Consider the following 24,287-nt stretch of genomic DNA (forward strand, 5'->3'; position numbering starts at 1 on the left):
CATGCTCCTCAATTGGCGTGCAAGCCCGCAGCGGTGCGCTGCATGGGCACGAACCCGGGCAGCGCCTCGATACGCTGCAGCCAGGCACGAACATGGGGGTACTCGTGCAGCGACACGTTGCCTTCCGGCGCGTGGGCGATGTAACTGTAGTTGGCCACGTCGGCAATGGTCGGCTCGGGGCCCGCCAGGAACGGGCTGTTCGCCAGTTCGCTGTCCATCAGCTTGAGCAGCGAATGGGCGCGGGCGATCACCTCGTCGGCATTCAAGGCTGCGCCGAATACCGTGATCAGCCGCGCCGCCGCTGGCCCGTAGGCCAACTGGCCGGCAGCCACCGACAACCAGCGCTGCAACCGCGCCTCGGCGAGCGGCTCGCGGGCGTTCCAGCTGCCGCTGCCGTACGTCTTCGCCAGGTAGACGAGAATCGCATTGGAGTCGCTGAGCACGGTGCCGTTGTCGTCGATCACCGGTACCTGCCCGAACGGGTTGATGGCCAGGAACGCAGGCTGTTTGTGCTCGCCCTTGGCCAGGTCCACCAGCACAAGCTCGGTAGGCAGCCCCAGTAGCGAAAGCAGCAACTGCACCCGGTGCGAGTGCCCGGACAAGGGGTGGCGGTACAGTTTGATGGCGTTTTGCATGGGGATGTCTCCTGCAGGGGGCTGACAATGGGTGTGGCGATGCTGCGCCCATCCAGCGCGCAGCAGAATCACCAGGCTGCGCAATCCATAATTCCGTTTTGCGGAATAAACCCCCGCAAACACTCACGGCACAAAGGCTGGATGAGCGCGCAGCAGGGGCACGGCGAAGTCGACGAAGGTGCGCACGCGCGCCTCGGCGCGGCGGCCATGGCGGTAAATGAGCTGCACCGGCAGTTGGGCCTCGGCGAAGTCGGTGAGCAGCGGCACAAGCAGGCCGCTGCGCACTTCACGGTGGACTTCGTGACTCATGCAGCGAATCAACCCAACGCCCTGAGTGGCGGCGTCGATGGCCCCGCGCAAGGTCGTGCAGCCCAGCACTTGTGCAGGTTTCACCCGGCGGCTGGAACCACTGCCAGGGAAACGCCACGGCGCCTCATGGGCCGCCGAGGTAGCCACCACCGCGCGGTGCGCCTGCAGCGCTTCGGGCGTGTCGGGGCGCCCCCACCGCGCCAGATAAGCCGGTGCCGCACAGACGATGGGCCGCACTGCGCCCAGGCTGATGGCGAACTCCGAAGAGTCGGGCAGCGGGCCGACAACGATGGCCACGTCAATGCCGTCCCTGAGCAGCCTGGGCACGCCTGCGCTGGCCTGGATAACCAAGCGCACGCACGGGAAGGCCTCCAGGTAGGCGTGGGCGATGGGGACGAAAACCTGCGCATCCAGCAGCAGCGGCAAGGCCACCGTCAGCCGGCCCTCGGGGCTGGCATGCAGGCCGGCGGCAGAGCGCTCGGCCACCTCGGTTTGCGCCAGGAGATGCTCGCAGCTGCGGGCGAACTGCTGGCCTGCCGGGGTCAGCGTCACCCCGCGTGGGCCGCGCACCAGCAGCGTGCTGTGCAAGCGCGCCTCCAGCGCGGCGACGGTGCGCATCACGGTGGCCGGCGACAGCTGCAACTGCCGGGCCGCGGCAGCCAGGCTGGCGGCCTGCGCCACCGCCGCAAAAGTGTGCATTTCCCGGTAGCGGCTCATTGGCTAGCTCATCACGGCGGCTTGCAACGCCGCATCGGCGAGGAACCGGCGGGCGCAGTGGTCGACGAAGGTGCGGACCTTGGCGAGCACCTGACGGTCTGCCTGGTACAGAATGTTCACCGGCAGCGCCGGCGTGTGGAACGCTTCGAGCACCACCTCCAGTTCACCCTTCGCCACCCACTGCGCCACCTGGTAGGACAGCACCCGGGTGAGCCCCCCGCCCAGCCGGGCCGCATTGATGGCCCCCTGGTTGGAGCTGACCAGCAGGCGCGGTTGCGGGTGCAGCACGAGCGGTTGATCGCCTTCCTGAAAATGCCATTCGGTGAGCAGGCTGCTGGCCGACGACATCACCACCGGCAGCGCCAGCACATCCGCGGGCAACGCCGGCCTGCCCACGCGGTCCAGAAAAGCCGGCGCCGCACACACCACCGGGCGAACGGTGCCCACCGGCACAGCCTGCAAACCGCTGTCAGGCAAGGCGCCGATGCGGATGGCAACGTCGACGCCCTCCTCTGCCATGCTCACCACACGGTCCACCAGGATGGCGTTGATGGTGACGTCCGGGTGCTGGGCCAGGTATTCGCTGATGAGGGGTATCAAAAACAACTCCCCGAACATCACTGGCGCCGTCACCGTCAGGTTGCCCCGCGCGCGCAGCGTGCTGCCGGCGGCCAACGCCTCGGCCTCTTCAAGCTCCAGCAGGATGCGCTTGCAGTCTTCCACATAGCGCCGCCCCGCCTCGGTCAGCCGCAGGCTGCGCGTGCTGCGCGCCAGCAACAGCGTGCCCAGGCGCGCCTCCAGCCCGGCGATCACCCGGGTAACGCTGGGGGGCGACATGCCCACCAGCCTGGCGCCCGCGGCAAAGCTTTCCGCCTCGACGACAGCCAACAGCACCTTCATTTCCAGAAACCGGTCCACCGTCACCTCCGCAGTCGCTGCCAGCGTAGTGATAGAAGGTAGCTTGAGACTTCAGGAAGTGACGGTTGCGGCAACGCACCCGGGTGGTTGCCGGAAAGCGGACTACGCTCCTCCACACCCCTCCACCGGAGTACCCGCGATGATCCGCGCCCTGCTTGCCGCTGCCGTGCTCATGGCCCTCAGCCTGCCCGGCCATGCCGATGTAATGCCCTTCCCCGCTGCCTTCCACGTACAGGAAGTGCAGGTGCCCGGCGCCACGCTGCACGTGCGTGTCGGCGGCAAGGGGCCGGCGGTGGTGCTGCTGCATGGCTTTGGCGACACCGGTGACATGTGGGCACCGCTGGCCGCCGACCTCGCCCGGGACCACACCGTGGTGGTGCCGGACCTGCGCGGCATGGGCCTGTCATCGATTCCCGACAGCGGCTACGAGAAGAAAACCCAGGCAGGCGACATACGTGCCCTACTTGCCAGCCTGGGCATCGAGCATTCGGTGGTGATCGGCCATGACATCGGCACCATGGTTGCCTTCGCCTATGCCTCCCGCTACCCGCAACAGACCGACCGCCTGGTGGTGATGGACGCGCCCGTGCCGGGCGTTCCGCCGTGGAACGAGATTGTCCGCTCGCCGCTGCTGTGGCATTTCGACTTCGGCGGGCCGGATGCCGAACGCCTGGTGCAAGGCCGTGAGCGTATTTACCTGGACCGCTTCTGGAACGAATTCGCCGGCACCCCCGGCAAGATCGACGAAGCCACCCGCCAGCACTACGCCAGGCTCTACGCCCGCCCGGGGGCCATGCACGCGGCGTTCGCGCAGTTTCGCAGCATCCGCCAGGACGCGGTGGACAACCAGGCGTCGCTGAAGGCTCGGCTGACCATGCCGGTGCTGGCGGTTGGCGGGGAAAAATCATTTGGCAGCAATGAAGCCATCGTCATGCGCAACGCCGCCGACCATGTCACCGAAGTGGTGGTGCCGGGCGCCGGGCATTGGTTGATGGAAGAGGCCCCCACGCAGACGATAGCGGCGATCCGGGATTTTCTCGCGCAATAGCGCAGAACGGTCAGGTAGGATATTGATCACAGCGCTCTGGAATCAGCTTCATGGCCTACCTGTCCCCCAAGCTCAACGGCTCGTCCACTGGGCTGTTTCACCTGGAAACCAGCAACGCCAGCGGCTACAGCGTGGACTGGCATGCGCATGACGGCGCGATGCTGCTGTTGCCGCGCCTGGGTGGCCTGTTCCTGTCTACCGAAAGCAGCCAGGACGCCTACCTGTCGAACCAGTGCTTTTCCTTCGTGCCGGCCGAATTCGCCCACGCCACCCAGGCAGCGCCTGGCCGGGAAGAACACCTGACGCTGTACGTAGACCCCGCGTACGTTCGGCACCAAGAGCACGCCTGCAGCTACGCAGGTTTTGGCAAACGAGTGGACCGCACGGGCGTCTGGCAGGCAAGCGCGGCGCTGGACAGCATCCTGCGCCTGCACGACCAGCTGCAACGCAGCACCTCGGCCCAGGCGTTCCAGCGCCAATTGCCGCAGCTCAACCACCTGCTGTTCAACGAATGTGCGCGGCTGATTGCCTGCCAGCCGGGCCAGCCGCAGCCCATCGAACGCCAACAGCCGGACCTGCTGGTGCGAGACATTCAGCGCTACGTGCGGGCCAACCTCGACGGCGAACTGACGGTGGCGTCCATCGGCCATGAGTTCCACCTGTCCCGGCGCCAGCTAACCCGGGTGTTCAAGGCCGTCACCGGGCAGACCCTGCTGGAGTTCACCCACCGCGCCCGGGTGGAAAGCGCGGCCCGGCTGATCTCGACCACGTCGCTGTCAATTCTCGACATCAGCCTGGCGGTTGGCCTGGAGTCGCCCTCCTACCTGGCGCGCCTGTTCAAGCGCTATCTTGGCCTGGCCCCCAGCGCGCTGCGCAAGGCGCGCTAGGCTCTGTACGAAATGTATCCCAGCTCGCCCATGCTGCGTTGAAAACAGGCTCGGAATGCTCATTTACAACCCGTAAACTCCGCTTCCTCGCCTGTTTTCGCCTTGCCTGACCTTCGCTGGAACACATTTCATACAGACCTACGGCCCAATCGGACTCTTACATGGCCCGATCGTTCTCCACCCTTGGTCTGAGGCCGGGCACACTGGCCCTTACCAGCCAGTCGGGGAACGGCCATGATTCGCGTGGGTGCGGCAAATGTATCGATGGAGCGGCGTGAAGCCTTTGTAGATGGCCTGCCAGTGCCGTTGGGCAGCCGTGCGTTCGATGTGCTTGAGCGGTTGATCGCAAGCGCCAATCGGGTGGTCAGCAAACGCGACCTGCTGGCCGCAGCGTGGCCCGACGTGTGCGTGGCGGAAAACAACCTCGCCGTGCAGATAAACACCCTGCGCCGCCTACTCAAGCTCGACCGTCATACCCTGCAGACCCTGCCCCGCAAGGGCTATCAGCTGAACCCCGGGGCAGCGCCTGCCGCAGCCCTGGCCAGCAACGAAAACGTGCTGGAAATTTCCTATGTGGAGTCGGTGGGCATCGTCAGCCGCGTGCAGGGCAAGCACGCCATCAAGGCCTTCTTGAGCGCCCTGCTGCGCCAGGTGCCGGAATTCGAGCAACACGACGTGCGCTTCCAGATAGAGCTGCCGGATCACGTCTTCGGAAAAACATGACGGCGCCCACGTGAAGATTTGCCCCCCTGCCTTGAAATGCAACTTTGTGCGGCACTACCCTCTCGAACTCCAGAGTCTTTTCAATCAAGCCTGAACAGGAGTTCGTCATGCCATCCGCACCACTGATCACCCTCAACGACGGCGTACAGATTCCGCAGCTGGGCCTTGGCGTCTGGCAGCTGGATGACGCGCAGGCCTACGAGTCCTCCAAGGCCGCGCTGGCCGCCGGTTACCGGCATATCGACACGGCGATGATCTACGGCAACGAAGCCGGCGTGGGCCGCGCGGTCGCCGACAGCGAGCTGCCCCGCGAACAGATTTTCGTCACCACCAAGCTGTGGAACGCCGACCAGGGTTTCGACAGCACCTTGCGCGCGTTTGATGCCAGCCTGCAACGCCTGGGCCTGGAGACCCTGGACCTGTACCTGATTCACTGGGCCATTCCGAAGAAAGGTGCCTACCGCGAAACGTGGAAAGCCCTGGTGCGCCTGCAGCAGGAAGGCCGCGTGCGCTCCATTGGTGTGTCCAATTTCAACGCCGACCACCTCACCCACATCATCGACGACACCGGCGTGGTGCCATCGGTGAACCAGATCGAAATCCACCCTGACTTCAACCAGGCCGAGCTCAGCCAATGGTGCCGCGACAAGGGCATCGTCACCGAGTCCTGGAGCCCCTTGGGCCAGGGCGGCGAGCTGTTGCAGCTGCCGCTGTTCGCCGACATCGCCAAACGCCACGGCAAGACCCCGGCCCATGTGATTCTGCGCTGGCACCTGCAGCAGGGCCACGTGGTGATTCCACGCTCGTCCAATGCCCAGCGCATTGCCGCCAACATTGACGTGTTCGACTTCGAGCTGAGCGCCCAGGAACTGCAGGCGATTGCCCAGCTCAAGCAGACCGGGCGCCTGGGGCCAGACCCGGAAACCATCGAGATGGGAATCTAAACGCGTTCCCGCCTGTAGCCGCAGCCTGACGGCAGCGGCTACCGTTGGGGTACCGCCAGGCCTTGCATTCACTCCCGCCTGATACAAATTGGCTGCAAATCGCTACCACGTATTGCCAAAACCTTGGACACTGAAGAAAATGAGATTCATTTTCATATGATTCTTCGTCTCAGGTATGAGCAATGTCCGACCGCACGCAGCACCAGGCCATCGAAACCCTCTACAGCGAGCACCACAACTGGCTTTGCGGCTGGCTGCGCAAACGCCTGGGCTGTTTCGACCATGCCGCGGACCTGGCGCAGGACACCTTCATTCGCGTGCTGCTGCAGCGCAAGGCGCCGGAGCTGCGGGAGCCGCGCGCCTACCTGAGCAGCATCGCCCGCAGCCTGATGATCGACATGTTCCGCCGCCGGGCGCTGGAGCAGGCGTACCTGGAAACCCTGGCACTGCGCCCCGAAGCCGAGGATATCTCGCCGGAAACGCGCCACCTGATCATTGAAACCCTGCTGGAGATCGACCAGTTGCTGGACGGCCTGGGCCCGCGGACCCGGGACATTTTCCTGATGGCCCAGCTCGACGGCCTCAGCTACGTGCAGATCGGCCGCGAGCTGAACGTGTCAGTGACCACCGTGAAGAAGCATGCGGCAAGGGCGCTGACCCACTGCCTGCTGGCGGCTGAGGAGTAACCCATGGCGCTGGATCATGCCGTGCTGGAAGCCGCCGCGCGCTGGTACGTGGAACTGCGCTGCAGCGAATGCAGCCAGGCCACCCGCGAGGCGCACCACCGGTGGCTAACTGCGCACCCGGGCCATCGCCAGGCGTGGGAGCGGCTGGCACGTTTGCAGGAGCGGCTGGAACGGGTGGGCCCCGGGGTGGCGCGGCCAACCTTGGGCAGCGCCCGCCTCAAGCGCCGCGAAACCTTGAAGGTGCTGACGCTGCTGCTGGCCACCGGCGGCACTGCGGCGCTGTCCTGGCGCCTCACACCGCTGCCGGCGCTGGTGGCCGACCAGCGCACCGCCACCGGCGAACAGCGTAGGGTGCAGCTGGAAGATGGCAGCCAGTTGCAGCTGAACACCGCCACCGCGGTGAATATCCACTACAGCCCGCAGCTGCGCGAACTGCAACTGCTGCGCGGCGAGATCCTGGTTGAAACCGCCCGCGACACCCAGGCCAGGCCGTTCGTGGTGCATACGCCACAGGGCAGCATTCGCGCCCTGGGCACGCGCTTCGTGGTGCGCAGCGAGGACGAGCACACCCGGGTGTGCGTGCTGGAGCACGCGGTTGAAGTGCGCACCGCCACCCTGCTGCCGTCCGTGCGCGTGGACGCCGGCCAGCAGCTGCTGTTTGGCGCCGACCAGGTGGGCGCCGTGCAGCCGGCCAGCCGCCAGGCCGATGCCTGGGCCCACGGCATGCTCGTGGCCGACGACTGGCGCCTGGCCGACTTGATCGGCGAACTGCAGCGCTACCGGCCCGGCTACCTGGGCTGCGCCGAGGGGGTGGCCAACCTGCGCATCTCCGGCGCCTTCCACCTGGCCGACGTCAACGCCGTGCTGGCCAACCTGACGTCCACCCTGCCCGTGCGCATCCGCCATTTCACCCCGTACTGGGCCCGCGTGGAGCCGGCTTGAAGCCTGCGCAAAAAAATAGCTGCAGGGGGTGTTGTCGATTTCGAATCTCGTTCGACTTGGTAGTGAAGAGGCGATTAACGCCACCACGACTGCCACAGGGGCGAAGGGAAAACACATGTCTGTACGCAAGCCAACCACCCATGGACCTGACCTGCTCAAGCGCGCGGTGCGCCAGGGCCTGATGAGCCTGACCCTGGCCGCGCCGATGACGGCGCTGCTGGTGGCCCCCGCGGCCTGGGCCCAAACCGCTGCGGACCTCCGCTTCGATATTCCCGCAGGCACCGTGGGCGCGGCGCTGGAGCAGTTCTCCGCCAGCACCGGCGTGAACATCTCCTACGACCCACAGGCCGCCCAAGGCCAGCGCTCGCCCGGCCTGCACGGCCGCTACGCAGTGGACGCCGGCCTGCGCCAGCTGCTGGCCGGCACGCGCCTGCAAGCGGTGTTGCTGGCCAACGGCAGCTACTCGCTGGTGCCGATGGTGGACGCCGCCGTGCAACTGAGCCCCACCAGCGTCTCGGGCAAGGCCGCTGACGTCGCGGACGTGCAGCAAGGCTACGTGGCCACGCGCAGCAGCGCGGGCACCAAGACCGACACGCCGATCATCGAGATTCCGCAGTCGATTTCCGTCATCACCCGCCAGCAGATCCAGGCCCAGGGCGCGCAAACCGTCACCGATGCCCTGCGCTACGTGCCAGGCGTGAAGGTGGAAGCCTACGGCCTGGACCCCAAGGGCTTCGACTGGCTGTACATTCGCGGCTTCAACGGCCAGGCCACCAGTGACTACCTGAACGGCCTGCGCCAGCAGAACAACAGCTACGCGTTCTTCCGCAGCGAGCCCTATGCCTACGACCGCATCGAGGTGTCGCGCGGGCCGGCGTCCAGCCTGTTCGGCCAGGGCGATGCGGGCGGTATCGTCAACCGCGTCAGCAAAAAGCCTGAAGCCGACCACGTCAACGAAGTGCAGTTGACCGGCGGCAACAACAACCGCCTGCAGGGCCAGTTCGACGTGGGCGGCGCCTTGAACGATGACCAGAGCCTGCTATACCGGGTGGTGGGCCTGGCCCGCGATGCCGACACCCAGGTGAAATACGCCGACGGCCACCAGGTAGAGGACGACCGCCTGTACATCGCGCCCTCCTTCACCTGGGCGCCAGACGCCGACACCAGCCTGACCGTGCTCACCGATTTTTTGCGCGACCACAACGGCGGCTCGCTGTTTGCCTACAGCACGCCCACCGGCCACACCACCAGCACGCTGATGGGCGACCACAGCTTCAATCACCTGGACCAGGACCAATACACCCTGGGCTACGAGTTCCGCCACCGTTTCAATGACACCTGGGAGTTCCGCCAGAACGCCCGCTACGGCCAGGTGGACCTGATTTTCCAGAACCTGCTGCCCACCGCCGTCGACCTTGCCAGCGGCACCACCTCGCGCATCGCCGACCGCTTCGACCAGCACATGGACACCTTCAACCTCGACAACCAGGTGCAGGCCGACTTCAGCACCGGGCCCCTGGTCCACAAACTGCTGATGGGCGTGGACTACGCCTGGCAGGACGCCGATATCAGCCGCTGGCGCACCCTGGCGCCGACCCTGAACATCTACAACCCGCAATACGGCCAGAGCATCGCCCGCCCCAGCGCCGCCAATAGCCTCAGTTCCATCGACTACGACCAGACCATCCAGCAGGTGGGTGGCTACCTGCAGGACCAGATCAAGTTCGACGACCACTGGCTGTTGACCGCCGGCGGCCGTTACGACTACGTGCGCAATGACCTCGACAACCACGTGGGCGCTTCCACCAACCAGAAGGACAACGCCTTCACCGGCCGCGTGGGCCTGACCTACCTCACCGACTTCGGCCTGGCGCCGTACGTCAGCTACGCCGAGTCGTTCAACCCCAACACCGGCACCAGCAGCACCGGCAGCGCCTTCGACCCGAGCATGGCGCACCAGTGGGAAGTGGGCGTGAAGTACCAGCCAAGCGACGCCATCCTGATGACCGTGGCCGCCTACGACCTGACCAAGACCAACGTGCTCACCAACCAGCTGGTAGGCGGCGTGACCACCGGCTTCTCGGTGGCCTCCGGCGAGCAGCAGTCACATGGCATCGAGGCCGAGGTCAAGGCGCGCCTGGACCGCAACTGGGACCTGCTGGCCTCCTACACCTACACCCATGCCGAGATCACCAAGAGCAACAACGGCGACCAGGGCAACCGCCCGGCCAACGTTCCCAAGCACATGGCGTCGGCGTGGCTGAACTACACCTTCCACGACACCCTGCTGGACGGCCTCAGCCTGGGCGGCGGCGCGCGCTACACCGGCGCGCTGTACGGCGACAACGCCAACACCTTCCACATCGACAACTACACCTTGTTCGATGCCGGGGCCAGCTACCCGATCAACCAGCACCTGACCCTGTCGGTGAACGCGCAGAACCTGTTGAACACCGAATACGTCGCCACCTGCGACGACACCTACGAGTGCTACCCAGGGCTGCGCCGCACCTTGCTGACCAGCGTCAAGTACAGCTGGTAGAACCTACCGGCACCTGTCTTTGTGGGAGCTGGCTTGCCAGCGAACTTTTATGGCCCCAACAGCTCGCTGGCAAGCCAGCTCCCACAAGCCGCGTCCGACAACACCGCCCCACTTCCCAATCGCCACATGACAGATGATAATGCGATCGTTTATCAAATAGACCTCTCGCAGGATCCGCCATGCAGCGCTCCGACCACCCGGCACTCGTCGAACAACTCTACCGTGACCACAGTGCCTGGCTGCGCGGGTGGCTGTACCAGCGCCTGAGCAACACGGCGGATGCCGCCGACCTTGCCCAGGACACCTTCGTGCGGCTGCTGCAACGGCGCAAGCTGCAGCCCCTGGCGCAGCCACGCGCCTACCTGCACACCGTGGCACGTGGGCTGGTAATCGACCTGTGGCGGCGCCGGGACATAGAGCGGGCGTGGCTTGAAACCGTGGCCGAGTTGCCGGCCCAGGAGGCGCCTTCGCCGCAGACCGGGCTGTTGGTGATCGAGGCGCTGATGACCATCGACCGCCTGCTCGACACCCTGCGCCCCATCGTCCGCCAGGCGTTCCTGCTGGCCCAGCTGGACGGCCTGAAATGCCCCGCCATCGCCCGCGAGCTGGGCGTCTCGGTGCCCAGCGTCGAGCGCTACATCGCCCAGGCGTTGCGCCAGTGCTACGCGGCGACCTTCGGCGATGACCTGTCGTGAGCCGCATTTCGCCGAAAATCCCCCCGGCGGTGCTCGACGCCGCCATCGGCTGGTCGCTGAAAATCACCTTCAACACCCCTGACGCCCAGGCGCGCCAGGCGTTCGAACGCTGGCTGGCGGCGGATGAACTGCACCGCAGCGCATGGCTGCGCATTCAAAGCCTGAACGGCCAGTTTGCCGCGTTGCCGGCGCAGGCTGCGCGCGCCACCCTGAACAAACTACCCGACACCCGCCTGCAGCGGCGCCAGCTACTCAAGTTTGCGATGCTGGCGACGGCCGTGGGCGCCACCGGCTGGACCGCCGAGCGCCAGGCGCCCTGGCAACGGCTGATCGCCGACTACAGCACGCGCACCGGCGAACACCGGCGCTGGACCCTGCCCGATGGCAGCGTGCTGGACCTGAACACCGACAGCGCCGCCAGCCTGGCGCTGGAAGAGGTGCACCGGCTGACGCTGTTGCGCGGTGAACTGGCCCTGGCCACGGCCCCTGGCAACCCGCAACCGTGGCGCCTGGAAACACCGGACTGCGAAGTGGCAGCCACCGACGCCCGCTTCGAAGCGCGGCTGATGGCCCACGGCACCTGCGTCACGGTCGCCCAGGGCCTGGTCATGGTCACCGCCAAGGCCGCCGGGGCGCCGTTCCCGGTTGCCGCCGGCGAGCAATGGCTGGTGGGCAAGGCCGGCGCCCGGCCGCTGCCCGCCCCTGGCGCAGAGCATGGTGCCTGGCGCGACGGCATGTTGATCGCCCGTAGCCTGCCGCTGTCGCAGGTGCTGGCGGAACTGGGGCGCTATCGCGTCGGCTACCTGGGGTGGGAGGCCACGCTGGCCAATGCACCGGTGAGTGGCAATTTCAGCACGGTGAACCCCGAGCAATCCGTTGCGCTGATCGCCCGGGCGTACGGCTGGCGGGTGCGCCAGGTCAGCCGTTACTGGCTGCGCGTGAGCGCCGCTTGAAAAAATACTTCACGCACGCTGATGGAGTTTGGGAGCTGGGACGGCATAGCTACATGAACGCCCCATTCCTTGCCATCGAGATTCCCGACGTGACCCAGCGCGCCACCCTTTCGTTTCGCCCCCGGCTGCTCAACCTGGCCCTGCGCCGCGCCCTGCTCTGCGGCAGCCTGGGCGGGCTTTGCGCCCCTTTGGCCCAGGCGGCCGACCCGCTGCAGATCGACATCCAGGCCGGCAGCCTGGACAGTGCCCTGACCCAATTGAGCCGCAGCATCGGCGTCAACATCGTCGTTGACCCACAGCTGCTGGCCGGCAAGCGCAGCGCCGGCCTGCACGGGCGCTTCACCGCCGACGAGGCGCTGCACCAACTGCTGGCAGCCAGCAGCCTGGACGCGGTGCAACAGCCCGACGGTTTCGTGCTGGTGCCGGCGGCACCCGCCAGCGCTGCGCTGGACCTGGCGCCTACCGAAATTACCAGCAACCAGTTGGGCAACATCACCGAGGGCACCGGCTCCTACACCCCCGGCCTGCTGGGCACCGCCACCCGCCTGGTGCTCAGCCCCCGGCAAACCCCGCAGTCGGTGACGGTGGTGACCCGCCAGCACATGGACGACTTCGCCCTGGACAACGTCGATGCCGTGATGCGGCACACGCCAGGCATCACCGTGTCGGCGTACGACAGCGACCGCTCGAACTACTACGCCCGCGGCTTCTCCATCAACAATTTCCAATACGACGGCATACCCTCGGCAGTGCGCAACGTCGGCTACTCGGCGGGCAATACGCTCAGCGACATGGCCATCTACGATCGCATCGAAGTGCTCAAGGGCTCGCCCGGCCTGCTGGTGGGCGCAGGCTCGCTGGGCGCGACCATCAACCTCATCCGCAAGAAACCCACGGCCGATTTCCAGGGCCACGTAAGCCTGGGCGCCGGTTCCTGGGACAACTACCGCAGCGAGGTGGACGTCAGCGGCCCCCTCACGCCCACCGGCAATGTCCGTGGCCGCGCCGTCGCCGCCCTCCAGGACAAGCAGTCGTTCATGGACCGCTACAGCAGCAAGGCCGAGGTGTACTACGGCATCCTCGAATTCGACCTGTCACCCGACACCCTGCTGACCGTGGGCGGTGACTACCAGGACAACACCCCGCGCGGTTCCACCTGGTCGGGCAGCTTCCCGCTCATCAACGCCGAGGGCGAGCGCAACAGCGTCAAGCGTTCGTTCAGCAACGCCGCCGACTGGAGCAGCTGGCGGCAGTACACGCGCACGCTGTTCGCCACCGTCGAGCATCAGCTGGGCGATGGCTGGGTGAGCAAGCTGCAGCTGGACCACAAGCTCAACGGCTACGACGCGCAGATGGGCACTATCCAGGGCAACACCCCGGAGGCTGACGGCACCGCCCACATCACCGCCCAGCGCTACCGCGGCGAAACCACCAGCGACGCCGCCGATGCCTATGTCAGCGGCCCGTTCAACCTGTTCGGCCGCGAGCACGAGGTGGTGCTGGGCGGCTCCATCAGCAAGGCCCACTGGGATGGCAAGGGCTACTGGGACGTGACCTTCCCAAGCGGTAACCAGCTGGACTTCTACAACTGGCACGGCAACGTCGACAAACCCTATTGGGGCACGGCGCAGATGGTGAATGACGACGTGATTCGCCAGACCGGCCTCTACCTGGCCACACGCCTGGCGGTCACCGACGACCTGCATTTCATCCTCGGCGGGCGGCTGGTGAACTACACCCTCACCGGCACCACCGACACCTACCGCGAGAACGGCCGGATCATTCCGTATGCGGGCGCCGTCTACGACCTGACGAAGAACTTCTCGGTGTATGCCAGCTACACCGACATCTTTATCCCGCAGGACTATTACAACCTCGACCGCAACGGCAAGTTGATCGACCCCGATGAGGGCGAGAACTATGAAACCGGCATCAAGGGCGAATTCTTCGACGGCCGCCTCAACGCCAGCCTGGCGTATTTTCAGGTGAAGGAAAGCAACCGCCCGGTCTCGGATGACGCCTACAACAACCAGAACCCCACGCCGCCCAACTACGCTTTCAAGGGCACGGACGCGCAAACCAAGGGCTTCGAGGCGGAGGTGTCCGGGCAACTGGCCAAGGGCTGGCAACTGCAGGCCGGCTTCACCCACAAGGTGGTGCGCGACGACAACAACGAGAAAATCTCGACCTTCGAACCCGAGAACCAGCTCACCCTGTACACCACCTACAACCTGCCGGGTGCACTCAGCCAATGGACCGTGGGCGGTGGCGGCCGCTGGCAGAGCAAGGCCTGGCAGGCGATCTGGAACTCGCCCCATGACGAGTATGAAACCTTCGAGCAGAAGGCCTACTGGGTGGCGGACCTGATGACCAAATACCAGATCACCCCGCAACTGTCGGCCACGGTGAACCTCAACAACCTGTTCGACAAGTACTACTACACCAACATCGGCTTCTATAATTCGGCCGTGTACGGTGAACCGCGCAACGTGATGCTCACCACCCGCTGGGACTTCTAAAGCCGTAGCAGCGGCCAAAGGCCGCGTCCAAACACACCGCATATCCCCAGGCATACCGCGGCATAGCCGGACGCAGCCTGCGGCAGCTGCTACGCGGTTTGGTGTAGCCTGGCGGCAGCGGCTACAGATCGCGCGCGGCACCTGTAGCAGCGGCCGGAGGCCGCGTCCTGGAGCAACGCAGGACCGCCGCCGAACGCAGCCTTCGGCAGCTGCTACGCGAATGCGGTTACCCCATGGACCGCGCCGCCTGCATCGCGGCCAAGGCCGGCTCCTACCACGTACGGCGTAGGAGCCGACTTTAGTCGCGATGCAGACGACGCCATTTCAAGACAGTTGCTGCTACAGATCGCGCACCGCACCCGTAGCAGCGGCCCCCAGGCCGCGTCCAAACACACCGCGTATCCCCAGGCATACCGCGGCATAGCCGGACGCAGCCTGCGGCAGCTGCCACGCGAATGCGGATACCCCTTGCCAAGGCCGGCTCCTACCACGTACGGCGTAGGAGCCGACTTTAGTCGCGATGCAGACGACGCCATTTCAAGACAGTTGCTGCTACAGATCGCGCACCGCACCCGTAGCAGCGGCCCCTAGGCCGCGTCCGAACACACCGCGCATCCCCAGGTATACCGCGCCGTAGCCGGACGCAGCCTGCGGCAGCTGCTACGCGGTTTGGTGTAGCCGCTGCCGGAGGCTGCGCTGGCCCTTTTCCACGCTGAAGATCTTCAGTGTACGCCGGGGCCAGCGCGCGGCACCTGTAGCAGCGGCCGAACACAGGCAATTGCTGTCAGAACTCGCCCCGCAGGGTCAGCATGTAGTTCCTGGGGTCGCCATAGAAGTTACCGTTCGCCGCGCTGGAGACCGTCTGGTAGTAGGTCTTGTCGAAGAGGTTGTTGGCGTTCAGGGCAACCGTCCAATGGTTGTCGACGCGGTATTTGAGCAGCCCACTCCAGATCGCATAGCCACTTTGCTTGTAGTCGAATGGAATGCCGCTGGCAACCACGTTGCCGTTGCCATCGACCTGCACCGAAGTGCCGCTGACGTACGTGGCGCTCTGCAGGTCGACGCCGCCACCCACCGTCCAGTCGGCCAGCTCGCCCGGTAGCTGGTAGGTGCTCCAGACCTTGGCCTGGTGCCTGGGCGTGATGGTGCTCAACGCGCTGCCGGCGGTCCGGTTGCGGTTGTAGTTGTAGACGTAACTGGTCATGAGCATCCAGTTTTTCATCAGCTCGCCCGAGGCCTCGAGTTCAATCCCCTTGCTCACCACCTCACCCTCGTTCACGTAGCAGCAACTGCCGCCGTACAGCACGCTGGCCTCGGGGTATTGGGTGTCCAGTGTCGCGCCGTTCTTGCGCTTGGTGTAGAACACCGCCGCGCCAGTGTTCAGCTGGCCGTCGAACAGCTCGCCCTTGATACCGACCTCATAGGTGTTGCCCACCAGCGGATCGAGCACCTGCCCGCTGCCTACCGGCCCCTTGAGGTAACTCTGCTGTGGCTTGAAGATTTTCGAGTAGCTGCTGTACAGCGACCAGTGCTCATCGAGGTCATAGGTGGCGCCGGCGAACGGCACGAACCGCGTGGGCTCGCGCATGTCGATGTCGCTCTGCACCACGCCGGCGTTGGTGTACACCTGTTCGAAGTGGTAACGCGCCAGCCGCCCGCCCAGGATCAGCCGGAACGGCTCGGCCAGGTGCAGCGACACCCGTGAGTACAGCCCGTACTGCTCCTGGGTATTGGGGCTGTAGTCGCGCGGCGTCACCAGGGAGATAGACGTGGGTTTCCAGTAGCCGGGGTCGAAGATATCCAGCGCCACGCCGGTGCCGGTGAACGCCCCTGACCCTTGCCAGCGGCTGGTGACGCGCTGGTAGTCCGCGCCCAGGACGAAATCATGCTGGCGGCCGAAGGCATCGAAGGTACCGGAAAGGTTGCTGTCGATCAGGTCCTGGCTGGTGGAATAGACGTTGTAACTGGCACGCCACACAGGGCCTGCGAGGGTCACCGGGTTCACCGCGTTACCGGTGACCGCCGCCTGCGCCTTGCCCGCGTCACGGGTGTTGGTGTACGAGACGTTGAGCTTCCAGTCGTTATCGAAGTAGTGGTCCAGCTTGGTGAAGATCTCCTGGGACGTGTTGTCCATATAGGACCAGTTCTGCCCCAGGCTGGTGTGGCGCGGCAGGCCGATGTCGGCGCCGGTGGTATAGCGCGGCAGCCCCAGCGAACTGTTCGAGTGCGCCTCCTCGTACATGCCGCCCAGGGTGAAGGTGGTGGCCGGGTCCAGGTCGAACTCCAGCACCCCGTATACCGTGGGCTTTTGCGTCGCCAGCTTGTCGGTGAAGTATTGGCGGTCGGTGTAGGCCGTGACCAGGCGGCCGCGCACACGCTTGTCATCCGTCAGCGGCCCCGTCAGGTCCAGCTGGCTGCGGTAATTGTCCCAGGTGCCGGCGGCCGCTTCGAACTTCAGCTGGAAGTCCGGCAACGCGCGCTTGCGCACCAGGTTCACTACCCCGCCCGGGTCGCCCACGCCACCGAACAGCGCACCGGCACCGCGCAGCACTTCGATGTGGTCGTACTCGGCCAGGTTGTACAGCTTGCGCGAATAGAAACTGGTGGCCACCGACGACAACGCCATGGGCGCGGCGCCATCAATCTGGATGTTGTCAATGTTGAAGCCACGCGAGTAGAACTCGTAGGTGTCGCTGGTGGTTTTCTGCACGGTGACCCCCGGGGTCAGCCGCAACGCATCCTCAAGGCTGGTGACGTCGCGGTCCTGGATGGCCTGGCTGGTCATCACCGTGACCGACTGCGGGGTGTAGCGCAGGCTGGTCGGGGTCTTGGAACCGACACTCACCGCCCCGGTGGTGTAGGAACCGGTGTTCTCGGTCATCTCGCCCATGCCTTGGCCGTTGATGGTGGTGGTGCCCAGCTCCAGGGCATTGCTGGCGGACGGCGCGAGGCTGAGCGCGTAGCCACCGTTGGCCAGCCGGGCACCCTCGACACCGGTGCCCGCCAGCAGTTGGCGCAAGCCCTGGTCGACCGTGAACCGGCCGTTGAGCCCAGGTGATTGGCGACCGTGGGTGATACCCGGTTCGAACGAGACGCTGATACCGGCAGTGGCGGCGAACTGCGCCAGCGCCTGCTCCAGCGGCCCGGCGGCAATGGCGAATGCCACTTCACGCGCGACCTCGGCCTGGGCCGCAGCCGTCGTGCTGGCGAGCATCGCGGGCAACCCCACACCCACCGCTAGGCCGAACGCCGCGGCATGCACGGCGCGCCGCAGGCAAGGTTGCAAAGGGTTGGCGGAGGTTGCACGGCGGTAAACGGTGCTTGATTGCAGGGACATCCTGTTTCCTTGTCTTCGTTGGCAGTGGCAGGCGTCTGAGCGCCCCTACCTATCTAGCCGAACGAGAATTCGAATCGATAACCCCCAGGCTCATGCCGCTTCGATGCGTACCCAATAAGGGCTGAACTGCCGGACCCTGACCGGCAGTGTCCGGCACAGGTTTTCCAGAATCGCGTCGGTACTGCCCAGGTTGAAGGCGCCCGAGATCCGCAGCGGGGCGACCGCTGGCGCGCAACTCATGTACCCCGGGCGGTAGCGCTGCACCTGCGCGACAAAATCCGCCAGGCGCCAGTTGCTGACCACCAGCATGTTGCGCGTCCAGGCGTCCACTTGTGGGTCTGCAGGCGCGACAACACCCAGGGCGGCAGCGGTGAAACCGAGCTGTTGCCCGGCCGTTACGGTGGCCATGACCTGCGGCTGCTGCGCGGGGCGCACCTCCACCGCGTGGCTGATGACGCTGAGGCGTGTGCCGGCCGCGTCGCTATACACCACGAAACGCGTGCCCAATGCGCGCAGGCTACCCGCGTCGGTGTGCACCACAAAAGGCCGCTGCCGGGGGTCCTGCGCCGTTTCAATCATGATCTCGCCACAAACCAGCACCACTTTGCGCAAGGTCTCGCTGAAACGGATGTTCACGGCCGTAGCGGTGTTGAGCTGCAACTGGCTGCCATCTTCCAGGCGGATCAGCCGGCGCTCACCGGTTTGCGTGCGCACGTCCGCCGCCCAGCGCGTGCCGGCGGCGGAATGCCAGGCCAGTGGCCCAGCAGCGCCTGCCGCCAGCAGTATGCCCAGCACTTTGAGCACGTCGCGGCGCCTGGCCCCGGCGCCCTTCATGGTGGCGCGGGCAAGCGACGGGCTCGCCAGCTCATCGAACTTGCCCTGCAGGCGTTGCACGCGGTCCCACGCCCGGCGATGCCGGGCATCCGTGGCCAGCCAGTGCTGGTGGGCCGCCCGCAGCGCAGGGTCATCGGCGTCCGCGCGCAGGTCCACGTACCAGCCGGCGGCAGACTCAAGCGTGGCCAGGTCCAGGGGTTTGGGCAGCATGGCTCAGTCTTCCATCAACAGCAGGCAGTGGGTCATGGCGCGCGCCGCGTGCTTTTTCACGGTGGTGACGGACACTTGCAGGCGGCGCCCGATTTCCACGTAGCTGAGGCCGTCGAGCTGCGCCATGAGAAAAATCTCACGGGTGCGCGGGCCCAGGCCGTCGAGCAGACGGTCAATTTCCATCAGGCTTTCGATCAGCAGCAGGCGCTGCTCGGGCGAAATATCGACCGGCTCGGGGGCACAGGCCAGGGCTTCCAGGTAGGCGTCTTCGAGCAGCCGGCGGCGGAGCTTGTCGATCAGCAAACCGCGGGCAATGTTGCTCAGATAGGCTCGGGGCTCGCGCAGAATGGCGGTCTCGCGTTGCAGCAATAAGCGCACAAAGGTGTCCTGCGCCAGGTCCGCCGCCTGCTCGCTGCAGCGGGTGCGTTGCCGCAGCCAGCCTTTGAGCCAGCCGTGGTGCTGGGCGTAAAGCGCGCCGATGGCAGGGGTATGAGGAAGATCAGGCATCGACATCGACCGGGGAAAGTCATTGGTAATGCATATCATTAACTTTGGAGGGTGGGCTTGGCAAGGCTCGATGCGCGTGGTTGTGCAAGCCACGGCATTGGCGTTGCGGGTAGGCGGGTGGGGGCCGGACGCAGCCTGCGGCAGCTGCTACGGGGGGTGGTCGCCTTACTGGAAACCACCTACCCACTTATGGAAAATCGTTGTCGCGCACAGCCCGCCCGCCGGCCACAGCGCATACCCGGGCACCTGCCCCGTCACCTGCCAGCCCAGGCGCTGGTACAAGCGTTCGGCTTCGCCGCCGGTGGCGGTGTCCAGCACCAGCACGCCCTTGCCCTCTTCGATGGCTTCGCGCTCTGCCGCCTCCATCAACGCTCGCCCTACCCCCAACCGGCGGCCGCGACGGTGCACCAGCAGCTTGGCGATGTCGGCGCGGTGCGGCTGGTTTTCCGGCTGGGCCAGCACCACTTGCACGGTGCCCAGCAATTGCCCGTGTTCGTCCTCGGCCACCAGCAACACCCGCTCGCCAGCGGCAATACTGGCGCGCAGGCCCTGCCAGAAGGCTTCAGCGCGGGTACGCGACAAGGGCAGCATGAAGCTGACCGAGGCGCCACCTTCCACGCAATCAATCAGAATGTCGGCGAGTTGCGCGCAGGTGGCGTCGTCGAGGTGGGCCAGGCGTTTAATGAGCATGGGGCTGTCCTTAGCGTCGGTGGTCGGTGACGATGATCACCGCGTAGCGTGCCGGTTCGGCATGCGGGTTGTGAAAGCGGGTCGGTTGCTCCAGGGCGAACGCCAGGCAGTCACCGGTCGCGAGCTGATACCGCTGCTCGCCGACATGAATGTCCATGCGCCCGGCCAGCAGCCACACCTGCTGATCGACCCGCACATCGCGAGTGGACGTTTCATAGGCCACCGACGCACCTGCCGGGAACTGCACCTCCACCAGCTGGATGGGTGACTGCGCGCCGCTGGGCGATACGTTGCGGCGGATGTAGCCCGATTGCGGGTCACGCCATTGCAGCTGGTCGGCGGCGCGCAGCAACTGCCCTGCCTCTTCGGCCGGCGCCTCGAACAAGGCGGACAATGGCACGCCCAGCGCAGTGGCAAGTTTTTCCAGGACCACGGCGGTGGGGCTGCTTTGCCCGCGTTCGATCAGGGAGATCATCGAGCGGCTGACGTCGCTTTTTTCCGCCAGCGCTTCCAAAGATAGGCGCAGGGCTTTGCGCAAGGTGCTGACGCGAGTGGCGATACGGGTGTTGATGTCCATGAAGATGCCGGAGCGAGAAGGTCCGGCGATAATCCAGTATATAGAACTTAAATGTCAATATACTGGATTATCGTTTTCCTGTGAGGTCACCTGCGCGCTTCAAGAATAAGGTTGAACGGCGTCTCCGTGGCCCTGCGGAACTGGCTGAATCCTGCGGCGCTGAAAACGTCGCGCAGGCGCGCCTCGCCGGCCTGGGCGCCAAGGCCCAGGCCCACTTCCTGGGACAGCGAGTTGGGCGTGCAGATGAAGGTGGACGCAGCGTAGAACAGCCGGCCCACCGGGTTGATGTTCTGCTCCAGGGTGTCGTTGGCGTAGGGTTCCACCAGCAACACCGTGCCGTCCGGTTTCAGCGCCTGGTAGGCGTGCTGCGCCGCGCCCACCGGGTCGCCCATGTCATGCAGGCAGTCGAAGTAGCAGATCAGGTCGTAATCGCTGCCGGGAAAGTCCTTCGCCGTGGCCTGGGTGAAGTGCACGCGGTCATCCACGGCACCGTCCCTGGCGCGTTGCGTGGCGGTGGTGATGGACGGCGCGTGGTAGTCGAAGCCGCTGAAGCGCGAGGCCGGGAACGCCTGCGCCATGACGATGGTGGAGGCGCCGTGGCCACAGCCGATGTCGGCCACCTTGGCGCCAGCGGCGAGCTTGGCCACCACCCCATCCAGCGCCGGCAGCCATTGCGCCACCAGGAATGACTTGTACCCGGGCCGGAAAAAACGCTCGGTGCCGCTGAACATGCACGGGTGGTGGTCGCCCCAGGCCAGGCCGCCATTGCCGCGCATGGCGGCCACCAGCTTGTCCTTGTCATGGAACATCGACGCCACCACCATCATGCCGCCGGCGACGTACACCGGCGAGTCCTCGATGGCCAGCGCCAGGGCCTGCTCTTCGGGCAGCACGAACAGGCCGTCCTGATGCTCCATGTAGCCTGCCGCCACGTGGGCGTTGAGCCATTCGTGCACCAGGCGCTGGTTGCAGCCGGTCCTGGCGGCGAGTGCCTGCGGGGTCACGGGCTGGCTGTCGGCCATGGCCTGGTACAGCCCCAGTTCGTCGCCCAGAATCACGTTGGCGAGCATGGCGGCGGCGCCCATGTCGGACACCAGCCTGCCCATGAACTCGTTGAGTTTTGCCTCGTCCATTTCGCACCCTCCTGTAAGCAATATTACGCAGGGGACATTAAGTGTAGTCGAGGGCCGAAGGTGCGTGGACGTCAACCGTTCGGCGCAATGGATCCCGGATGGGAATGCGTTCATCTAGGCTTTGATTTACGCCGAAAAAATCCTTTTCGGCCGTTTGAAGAGGGTGTGCCATGAATAACAACAAGCTCGCCGCCGCCTCGTTGATCCTTCTGCTGGCCGGCTGCGCCAGCCCCGGCAGCCATGAACCACCGCCCGTGCCGCCGGGCGCGACAGCCCTGACCGATGGGCAGGTGCGGGATGCGTTGGTGGGCAAGACGTTCTATGGCACTACGCGTACGGGCAACCCCTACTCGCTGGTCTTCGCCGCCGATGGCACTGATGTATTTACCATGAGTCCCCAGCCGCCGGAGACCGAGAGGTGGACGCTGAAGGATGGCACGGTATGCATCATCATGAAGGACTACCCCACAGAATGCAGCCAGGTGAAGGTGGCGGGTGACGGCTATTGGTTCGTCGACCCGAATACCGGCAAAGTCAATTCCTGGCTGAAACTGACCCGCTAGCGTGGCACACGCAACAGATCTTGTTGCCGTCCAGGTCGCGCACGTACGTCCCGTAGTAATCGGGCGCATAATGCGCACGAATGCCTGGCGCGCCTTCATCCGTGGCCCCCAGTGCCATGGCCACGGCATGGAACTCATCGACCTGGGCGCGTGAGGCCGCTTCGAAAGCCACCGTGGTGCCATTGCCCACCGTGGCCGGTTCGCCGTCGAGCGGGCTGTAGACGCAGAACACGGTATTGGCTGAGTCGGCAGGCCGGCTGAACAACACCCGTTCGGGGTTGAAGCGGTGCGCCAGCAAGGTTATGCCCAGCGGTTTCAACACCTGCTCGTAGAAGTGCAGCGCCCGGGGCAGGTCGTTGCTGCCAAGGGTGATGTGACTGAACATGGCGGTTCCTCGGTGGTTGAAGGACACAGGAGAACTTTTTGAACAAAAGCCAGCTTCCAGTCAAGACCTGCGCGGTATGCGGGCTGCCGTTCACCTGGCGCAAGAAATGGGCGCGGTGCTGGGATGAGGTACGTTATTGCTCCGAACGCTGCCGGCGGCACAAGCACGCCGCCGCAAGTCCGCCGTAGCCACGTGTGCGTGGAACTCCTGCGTAAAACCCCGTTCTAGACGCTCTTGACGCCATTTCGCTATCATTGGCGGTTTTCCCTGTTGCCAGCCCTGAAGAACGGAGCGACGCATGACCATCCAGCAATCCCCGGGGCTTGTACTGCCTGCGCGCGCCGCCGCCAAAATGGAAGCCGCCATGGCGGTGGGCAGTTTCGCCATCGGCACCGGTGAGTTCGCCATCATGGGCCTGATGCCCGACATCGCCACCAACCTGCACCTCAGCGAACCGCAGGTGGGCCACGCCATCAGCGCCTACGCCCTGGGCGTGATGGTGGGCGCGCCACTGCTGGCCATCCTGGGTGCCAAGCTGTTGCGCAAGCACCTGCTGATGCTGCTGATGGCGCTGTATGCCATCGGCAACCTGGCCACGGCCTTCACCCCCACCTTCGGCAGCCTGGTGGCATTCCGCTTCATCAGCGGCCTGCCCCACGGCGCGTTCTTCGGGATAGCGGCGGTGGTTGCCTCCAGCATGGTGCCCGCCAACAAGCGCGCTGGCGCCGTGGCACGGGTGATGATGGGGCTGACCCTGGCCATGCTGCTGGGCAACCCCATCGCCACCTTCCTGGGGCAATTCTTCGGCTGGCGCTCGGCATTCGCCCTGGTGGGCGCGATTGCCATCGCTACCATCGCGCTGATCTGGCGCTTCGTGCCGGACCGCCATGACGAGCCGCGCAGCGACCCACGCAAGGAGATGCGCGCGTTCAAACAGCCGCAGATCTGGATGGCATTGAGCATCGGCGCCATTGGTTTCGCCGGCATGTTCTGCGTGTTCAGCTACCTGGCGCCGACCATGCTCGACGTCACCCGCGTGGCGCCGGAATGGATTCCCTTCGGCCTGGCCGCGTTTGGCGTGGGCGGCATCATCGGCAACATAGCCGGCGGCAAACTGTTCGACCGCCTGGGCTTCCGCGCCGTCGGGCTGCTGCTGGTATGGTCCATGGCCGTGCTGCTGTTGTTCCCCGTCGCCGCAGGTTCACTGCCCGGTGTGATGCTGGGCATTGGCCTGGTGGGCACGATGGTGGCGCTGGCCTCGCCGCTGCAGATCCGCCTGATGGACATCGCCCACGAGGCGCCGAGCCTTGCCGCCGCCTCCAACCACGCGGCCTTCAACCTGGCCAACGCCCTGGGCCCGTGGCTGGGCGGCATGGCGATTACCGCAGGGCTGGGCTGGACCAGCACCGGCTACATTGGCGCCGCCACGGCGCTGGTGGGGCTGGGGCTGTACCTGGTGGCGCGGCGGATGAAGGGTGGGGAGTGAGGCCGCTGGCCTCCGGAATTTAACTGCTCAAAAGCGCGTATTGCAGG

The 24,287-nt window shown here is 65.6% G+C and carries 23 protein-coding genes and 1 pseudogene; 13 read left to right on the forward strand and 11 right to left on the reverse strand.

The genetic code is table 11. The features are described from left to right. Positions 1–8: 8 nt before the first annotated feature. The 3 genes from AC0SZ7_RS07230 to AC0SZ7_RS07240 all read right to left on the reverse strand — a co-directional run bounded on the left by AC0SZ7_RS07230 (position 9) and on the right by AC0SZ7_RS07240 (position 2,579). Positions 9–635 (reverse strand): glutathione S-transferase family protein, encoded by a 627-nt coding sequence (locus tag AC0SZ7_RS07230; RefSeq protein WP_475503741.1) that lies wholly within the window; start codon positions 633–635, stop codon positions 9–11. 123 nt (positions 636–758) lie between these two features. Continuing rightward, a complete protein-coding gene (locus tag AC0SZ7_RS07235; protein WP_475503742.1) occupies positions 759–1,661 on the reverse strand; it encodes a LysR family transcriptional regulator in 903 nt (300 codons plus the stop codon). A 3-nt stretch (positions 1,662–1,664) separates the two neighbouring features. Beyond that, the gene (locus tag AC0SZ7_RS07240; RefSeq protein WP_475503743.1) at positions 1,665–2,579 is read right to left on the reverse strand and encodes a LysR family transcriptional regulator; all 915 of its coding nucleotides are present in this window, start codon (positions 2,577–2,579) and stop codon (positions 1,665–1,667) included. 139 nt (positions 2,580–2,718) lie between these two features. On the opposite strand from AC0SZ7_RS07240, the gene AC0SZ7_RS07245 reads away from it, so the two are divergent. From AC0SZ7_RS07245 to AC0SZ7_RS07290, 10 genes are all read left to right on the forward strand, one after another. Further along, complete coding sequence (locus tag AC0SZ7_RS07245) at positions 2,719–3,627, forward strand: alpha/beta fold hydrolase (protein WP_475503744.1); 909 nt, start codon at positions 2,719–2,721, stop codon at positions 3,625–3,627. A 50-nt stretch (positions 3,628–3,677) separates the two neighbouring features. Continuing rightward, positions 3,678–4,514, forward strand: coding sequence for an AraC family transcriptional regulator (locus AC0SZ7_RS07250; RefSeq protein ID WP_475503745.1), 837 nt, complete (start codon positions 3,678–3,680; stop codon positions 4,512–4,514). Positions 4,515–4,748: 234 nt separating this feature from the next. Continuing rightward, the gene (locus tag AC0SZ7_RS07255; RefSeq protein WP_475503746.1) at positions 4,749–5,237 is read left to right on the forward strand and encodes a winged helix-turn-helix domain-containing protein; all 489 of its coding nucleotides are present in this window, start codon (positions 4,749–4,751) and stop codon (positions 5,235–5,237) included. Between the two features lie 107 nt (positions 5,238–5,344). Beyond that, the gene (locus tag AC0SZ7_RS07260) at positions 5,345–6,181 is read left to right on the forward strand and encodes an aldo/keto reductase (RefSeq protein ID WP_475503747.1); all 837 of its coding nucleotides are present in this window, start codon (positions 5,345–5,347) and stop codon (positions 6,179–6,181) included. 182 nt (positions 6,182–6,363) lie between these two features. After that, positions 6,364–6,867, forward strand: coding sequence for a sigma-70 family RNA polymerase sigma factor (locus AC0SZ7_RS07265; RefSeq protein WP_475503748.1), 504 nt, complete (start codon positions 6,364–6,366; stop codon positions 6,865–6,867). 3 nt (positions 6,868–6,870) lie between these two features. Continuing rightward, positions 6,871–7,809 carry a FecR domain-containing protein gene (locus AC0SZ7_RS07270; RefSeq protein WP_475503749.1) on the forward strand — a complete coding sequence of 313 codons (939 nt, stop codon included), beginning with the start codon at positions 6,871–6,873 and terminating at the stop codon, positions 7,807–7,809. A gap of 115 nt (positions 7,810–7,924) precedes the next feature. After that, positions 7,925–10,351: a TonB-dependent siderophore receptor gene (locus tag AC0SZ7_RS07275; protein WP_475503750.1), complete on the forward strand. Its 2,427-nt coding sequence runs from the start codon at positions 7,925–7,927 to the stop codon at positions 10,349–10,351. Positions 10,352–10,530: 179 nt separating this feature from the next. Then, positions 10,531–11,046 carry a sigma-70 family RNA polymerase sigma factor gene (locus AC0SZ7_RS07280; protein WP_475503751.1) on the forward strand — a complete coding sequence of 172 codons (516 nt, stop codon included), beginning with the start codon at positions 10,531–10,533 and terminating at the stop codon, positions 11,044–11,046. Next, complete coding sequence (locus AC0SZ7_RS07285) at positions 11,043–11,999, forward strand: FecR domain-containing protein (RefSeq protein ID WP_475503752.1); 957 nt, start codon at positions 11,043–11,045, stop codon at positions 11,997–11,999. Before AC0SZ7_RS07280 ends, AC0SZ7_RS07285 begins: the two co-directional genes overlap by 4 nt. Before the next feature lie 53 nt (positions 12,000–12,052). After that, entirely contained in the window at positions 12,053–14,518 is a 2,466-nt protein-coding gene (locus tag AC0SZ7_RS07290; protein ID WP_475503753.1) for a TonB-dependent siderophore receptor, read from the forward strand. A 784-nt stretch (positions 14,519–15,302) separates the two neighbouring features. On the opposite strand, the gene AC0SZ7_RS07295 is transcribed toward AC0SZ7_RS07290, so the two are convergent. The 7 genes and pseudogenes from AC0SZ7_RS07295 to AC0SZ7_RS07325 form a co-directional block, all read right to left on the reverse strand. Then, positions 15,303–17,855: a TonB-dependent siderophore receptor gene (locus AC0SZ7_RS07295; RefSeq protein ID WP_475503754.1), complete on the reverse strand. Its 2,553-nt coding sequence runs from the start codon at positions 17,853–17,855 to the stop codon at positions 15,303–15,305. 90 nt (positions 17,856–17,945) lie between these two features. Then, positions 17,946–18,899, reverse strand: coding sequence for a FecR domain-containing protein (locus AC0SZ7_RS07300; protein WP_475503755.1), 954 nt, complete (start codon positions 18,897–18,899; stop codon positions 17,946–17,948). 3 nt (positions 18,900–18,902) lie between these two features. After that, complete coding sequence (locus AC0SZ7_RS07305; RefSeq protein WP_475503756.1) at positions 18,903–19,412, reverse strand: sigma-70 family RNA polymerase sigma factor; 510 nt, start codon at positions 19,410–19,412, stop codon at positions 18,903–18,905. A gap of 159 nt (positions 19,413–19,571) precedes the next feature. After that, positions 19,572–20,096, reverse strand: a complete 525-nt coding sequence (locus tag AC0SZ7_RS07310; RefSeq protein ID WP_475503757.1) for a GNAT family N-acetyltransferase — start codon at positions 20,094–20,096, stop codon at positions 19,572–19,574. 10 nt (positions 20,097–20,106) lie between these two features. After that, complete coding sequence (locus tag AC0SZ7_RS07315) at positions 20,107–20,496, reverse strand: cupin domain-containing protein (protein WP_475503787.1); 390 nt, start codon at positions 20,494–20,496, stop codon at positions 20,107–20,109. After that, positions 20,482–20,703: pseudogene (locus AC0SZ7_RS07320) on the reverse strand (helix-turn-helix domain-containing protein); the annotation flags it as partial. The pseudogene AC0SZ7_RS07320 and the gene AC0SZ7_RS07315, both read right to left, overlap by 15 nt. Before the next feature lie 56 nt (positions 20,704–20,759). After that, a complete protein-coding gene (locus AC0SZ7_RS07325) occupies positions 20,760–21,806 on the reverse strand; it encodes a class I SAM-dependent methyltransferase (RefSeq protein WP_475503758.1) in 1,047 nt (348 codons plus the stop codon). 170 nt (positions 21,807–21,976) lie between these two features. Between AC0SZ7_RS07325 and AC0SZ7_RS07330 the strand changes: the two genes are divergently transcribed. After that, positions 21,977–22,369, forward strand: coding sequence for a hypothetical protein (locus tag AC0SZ7_RS07330; protein ID WP_475503759.1), 393 nt, complete (start codon positions 21,977–21,979; stop codon positions 22,367–22,369). Here the strand turns inward: AC0SZ7_RS07330 and AC0SZ7_RS07335 are convergent. Then, a complete protein-coding gene (locus AC0SZ7_RS07335) occupies positions 22,341–22,754 on the reverse strand; it encodes a VOC family protein (protein WP_475503760.1) in 414 nt (137 codons plus the stop codon). The genes AC0SZ7_RS07330 and AC0SZ7_RS07335 overlap by 29 nt on opposite strands. Before the next feature lie 38 nt (positions 22,755–22,792). Between AC0SZ7_RS07335 and AC0SZ7_RS07340 the strand changes: the two genes are divergently transcribed. Both AC0SZ7_RS07340 and AC0SZ7_RS07345 read left to right on the forward strand, forming a co-directional pair. Beyond that, complete coding sequence (locus AC0SZ7_RS07340) at positions 22,793–22,942, forward strand: DUF2256 domain-containing protein (protein WP_475503761.1); 150 nt, start codon at positions 22,793–22,795, stop codon at positions 22,940–22,942. Positions 22,943–23,052: 110 nt separating this feature from the next. Continuing rightward, positions 23,053–24,240 carry an MFS transporter gene (locus AC0SZ7_RS07345; protein WP_475503762.1) on the forward strand — a complete coding sequence of 396 codons (1,188 nt, stop codon included), beginning with the start codon at positions 23,053–23,055 and terminating at the stop codon, positions 24,238–24,240. Positions 24,241–24,287: the final 47 nt, after the last annotated feature.

It is taken from the genome of Pseudomonas sp. JC1203 (assembly GCF_056175065.1).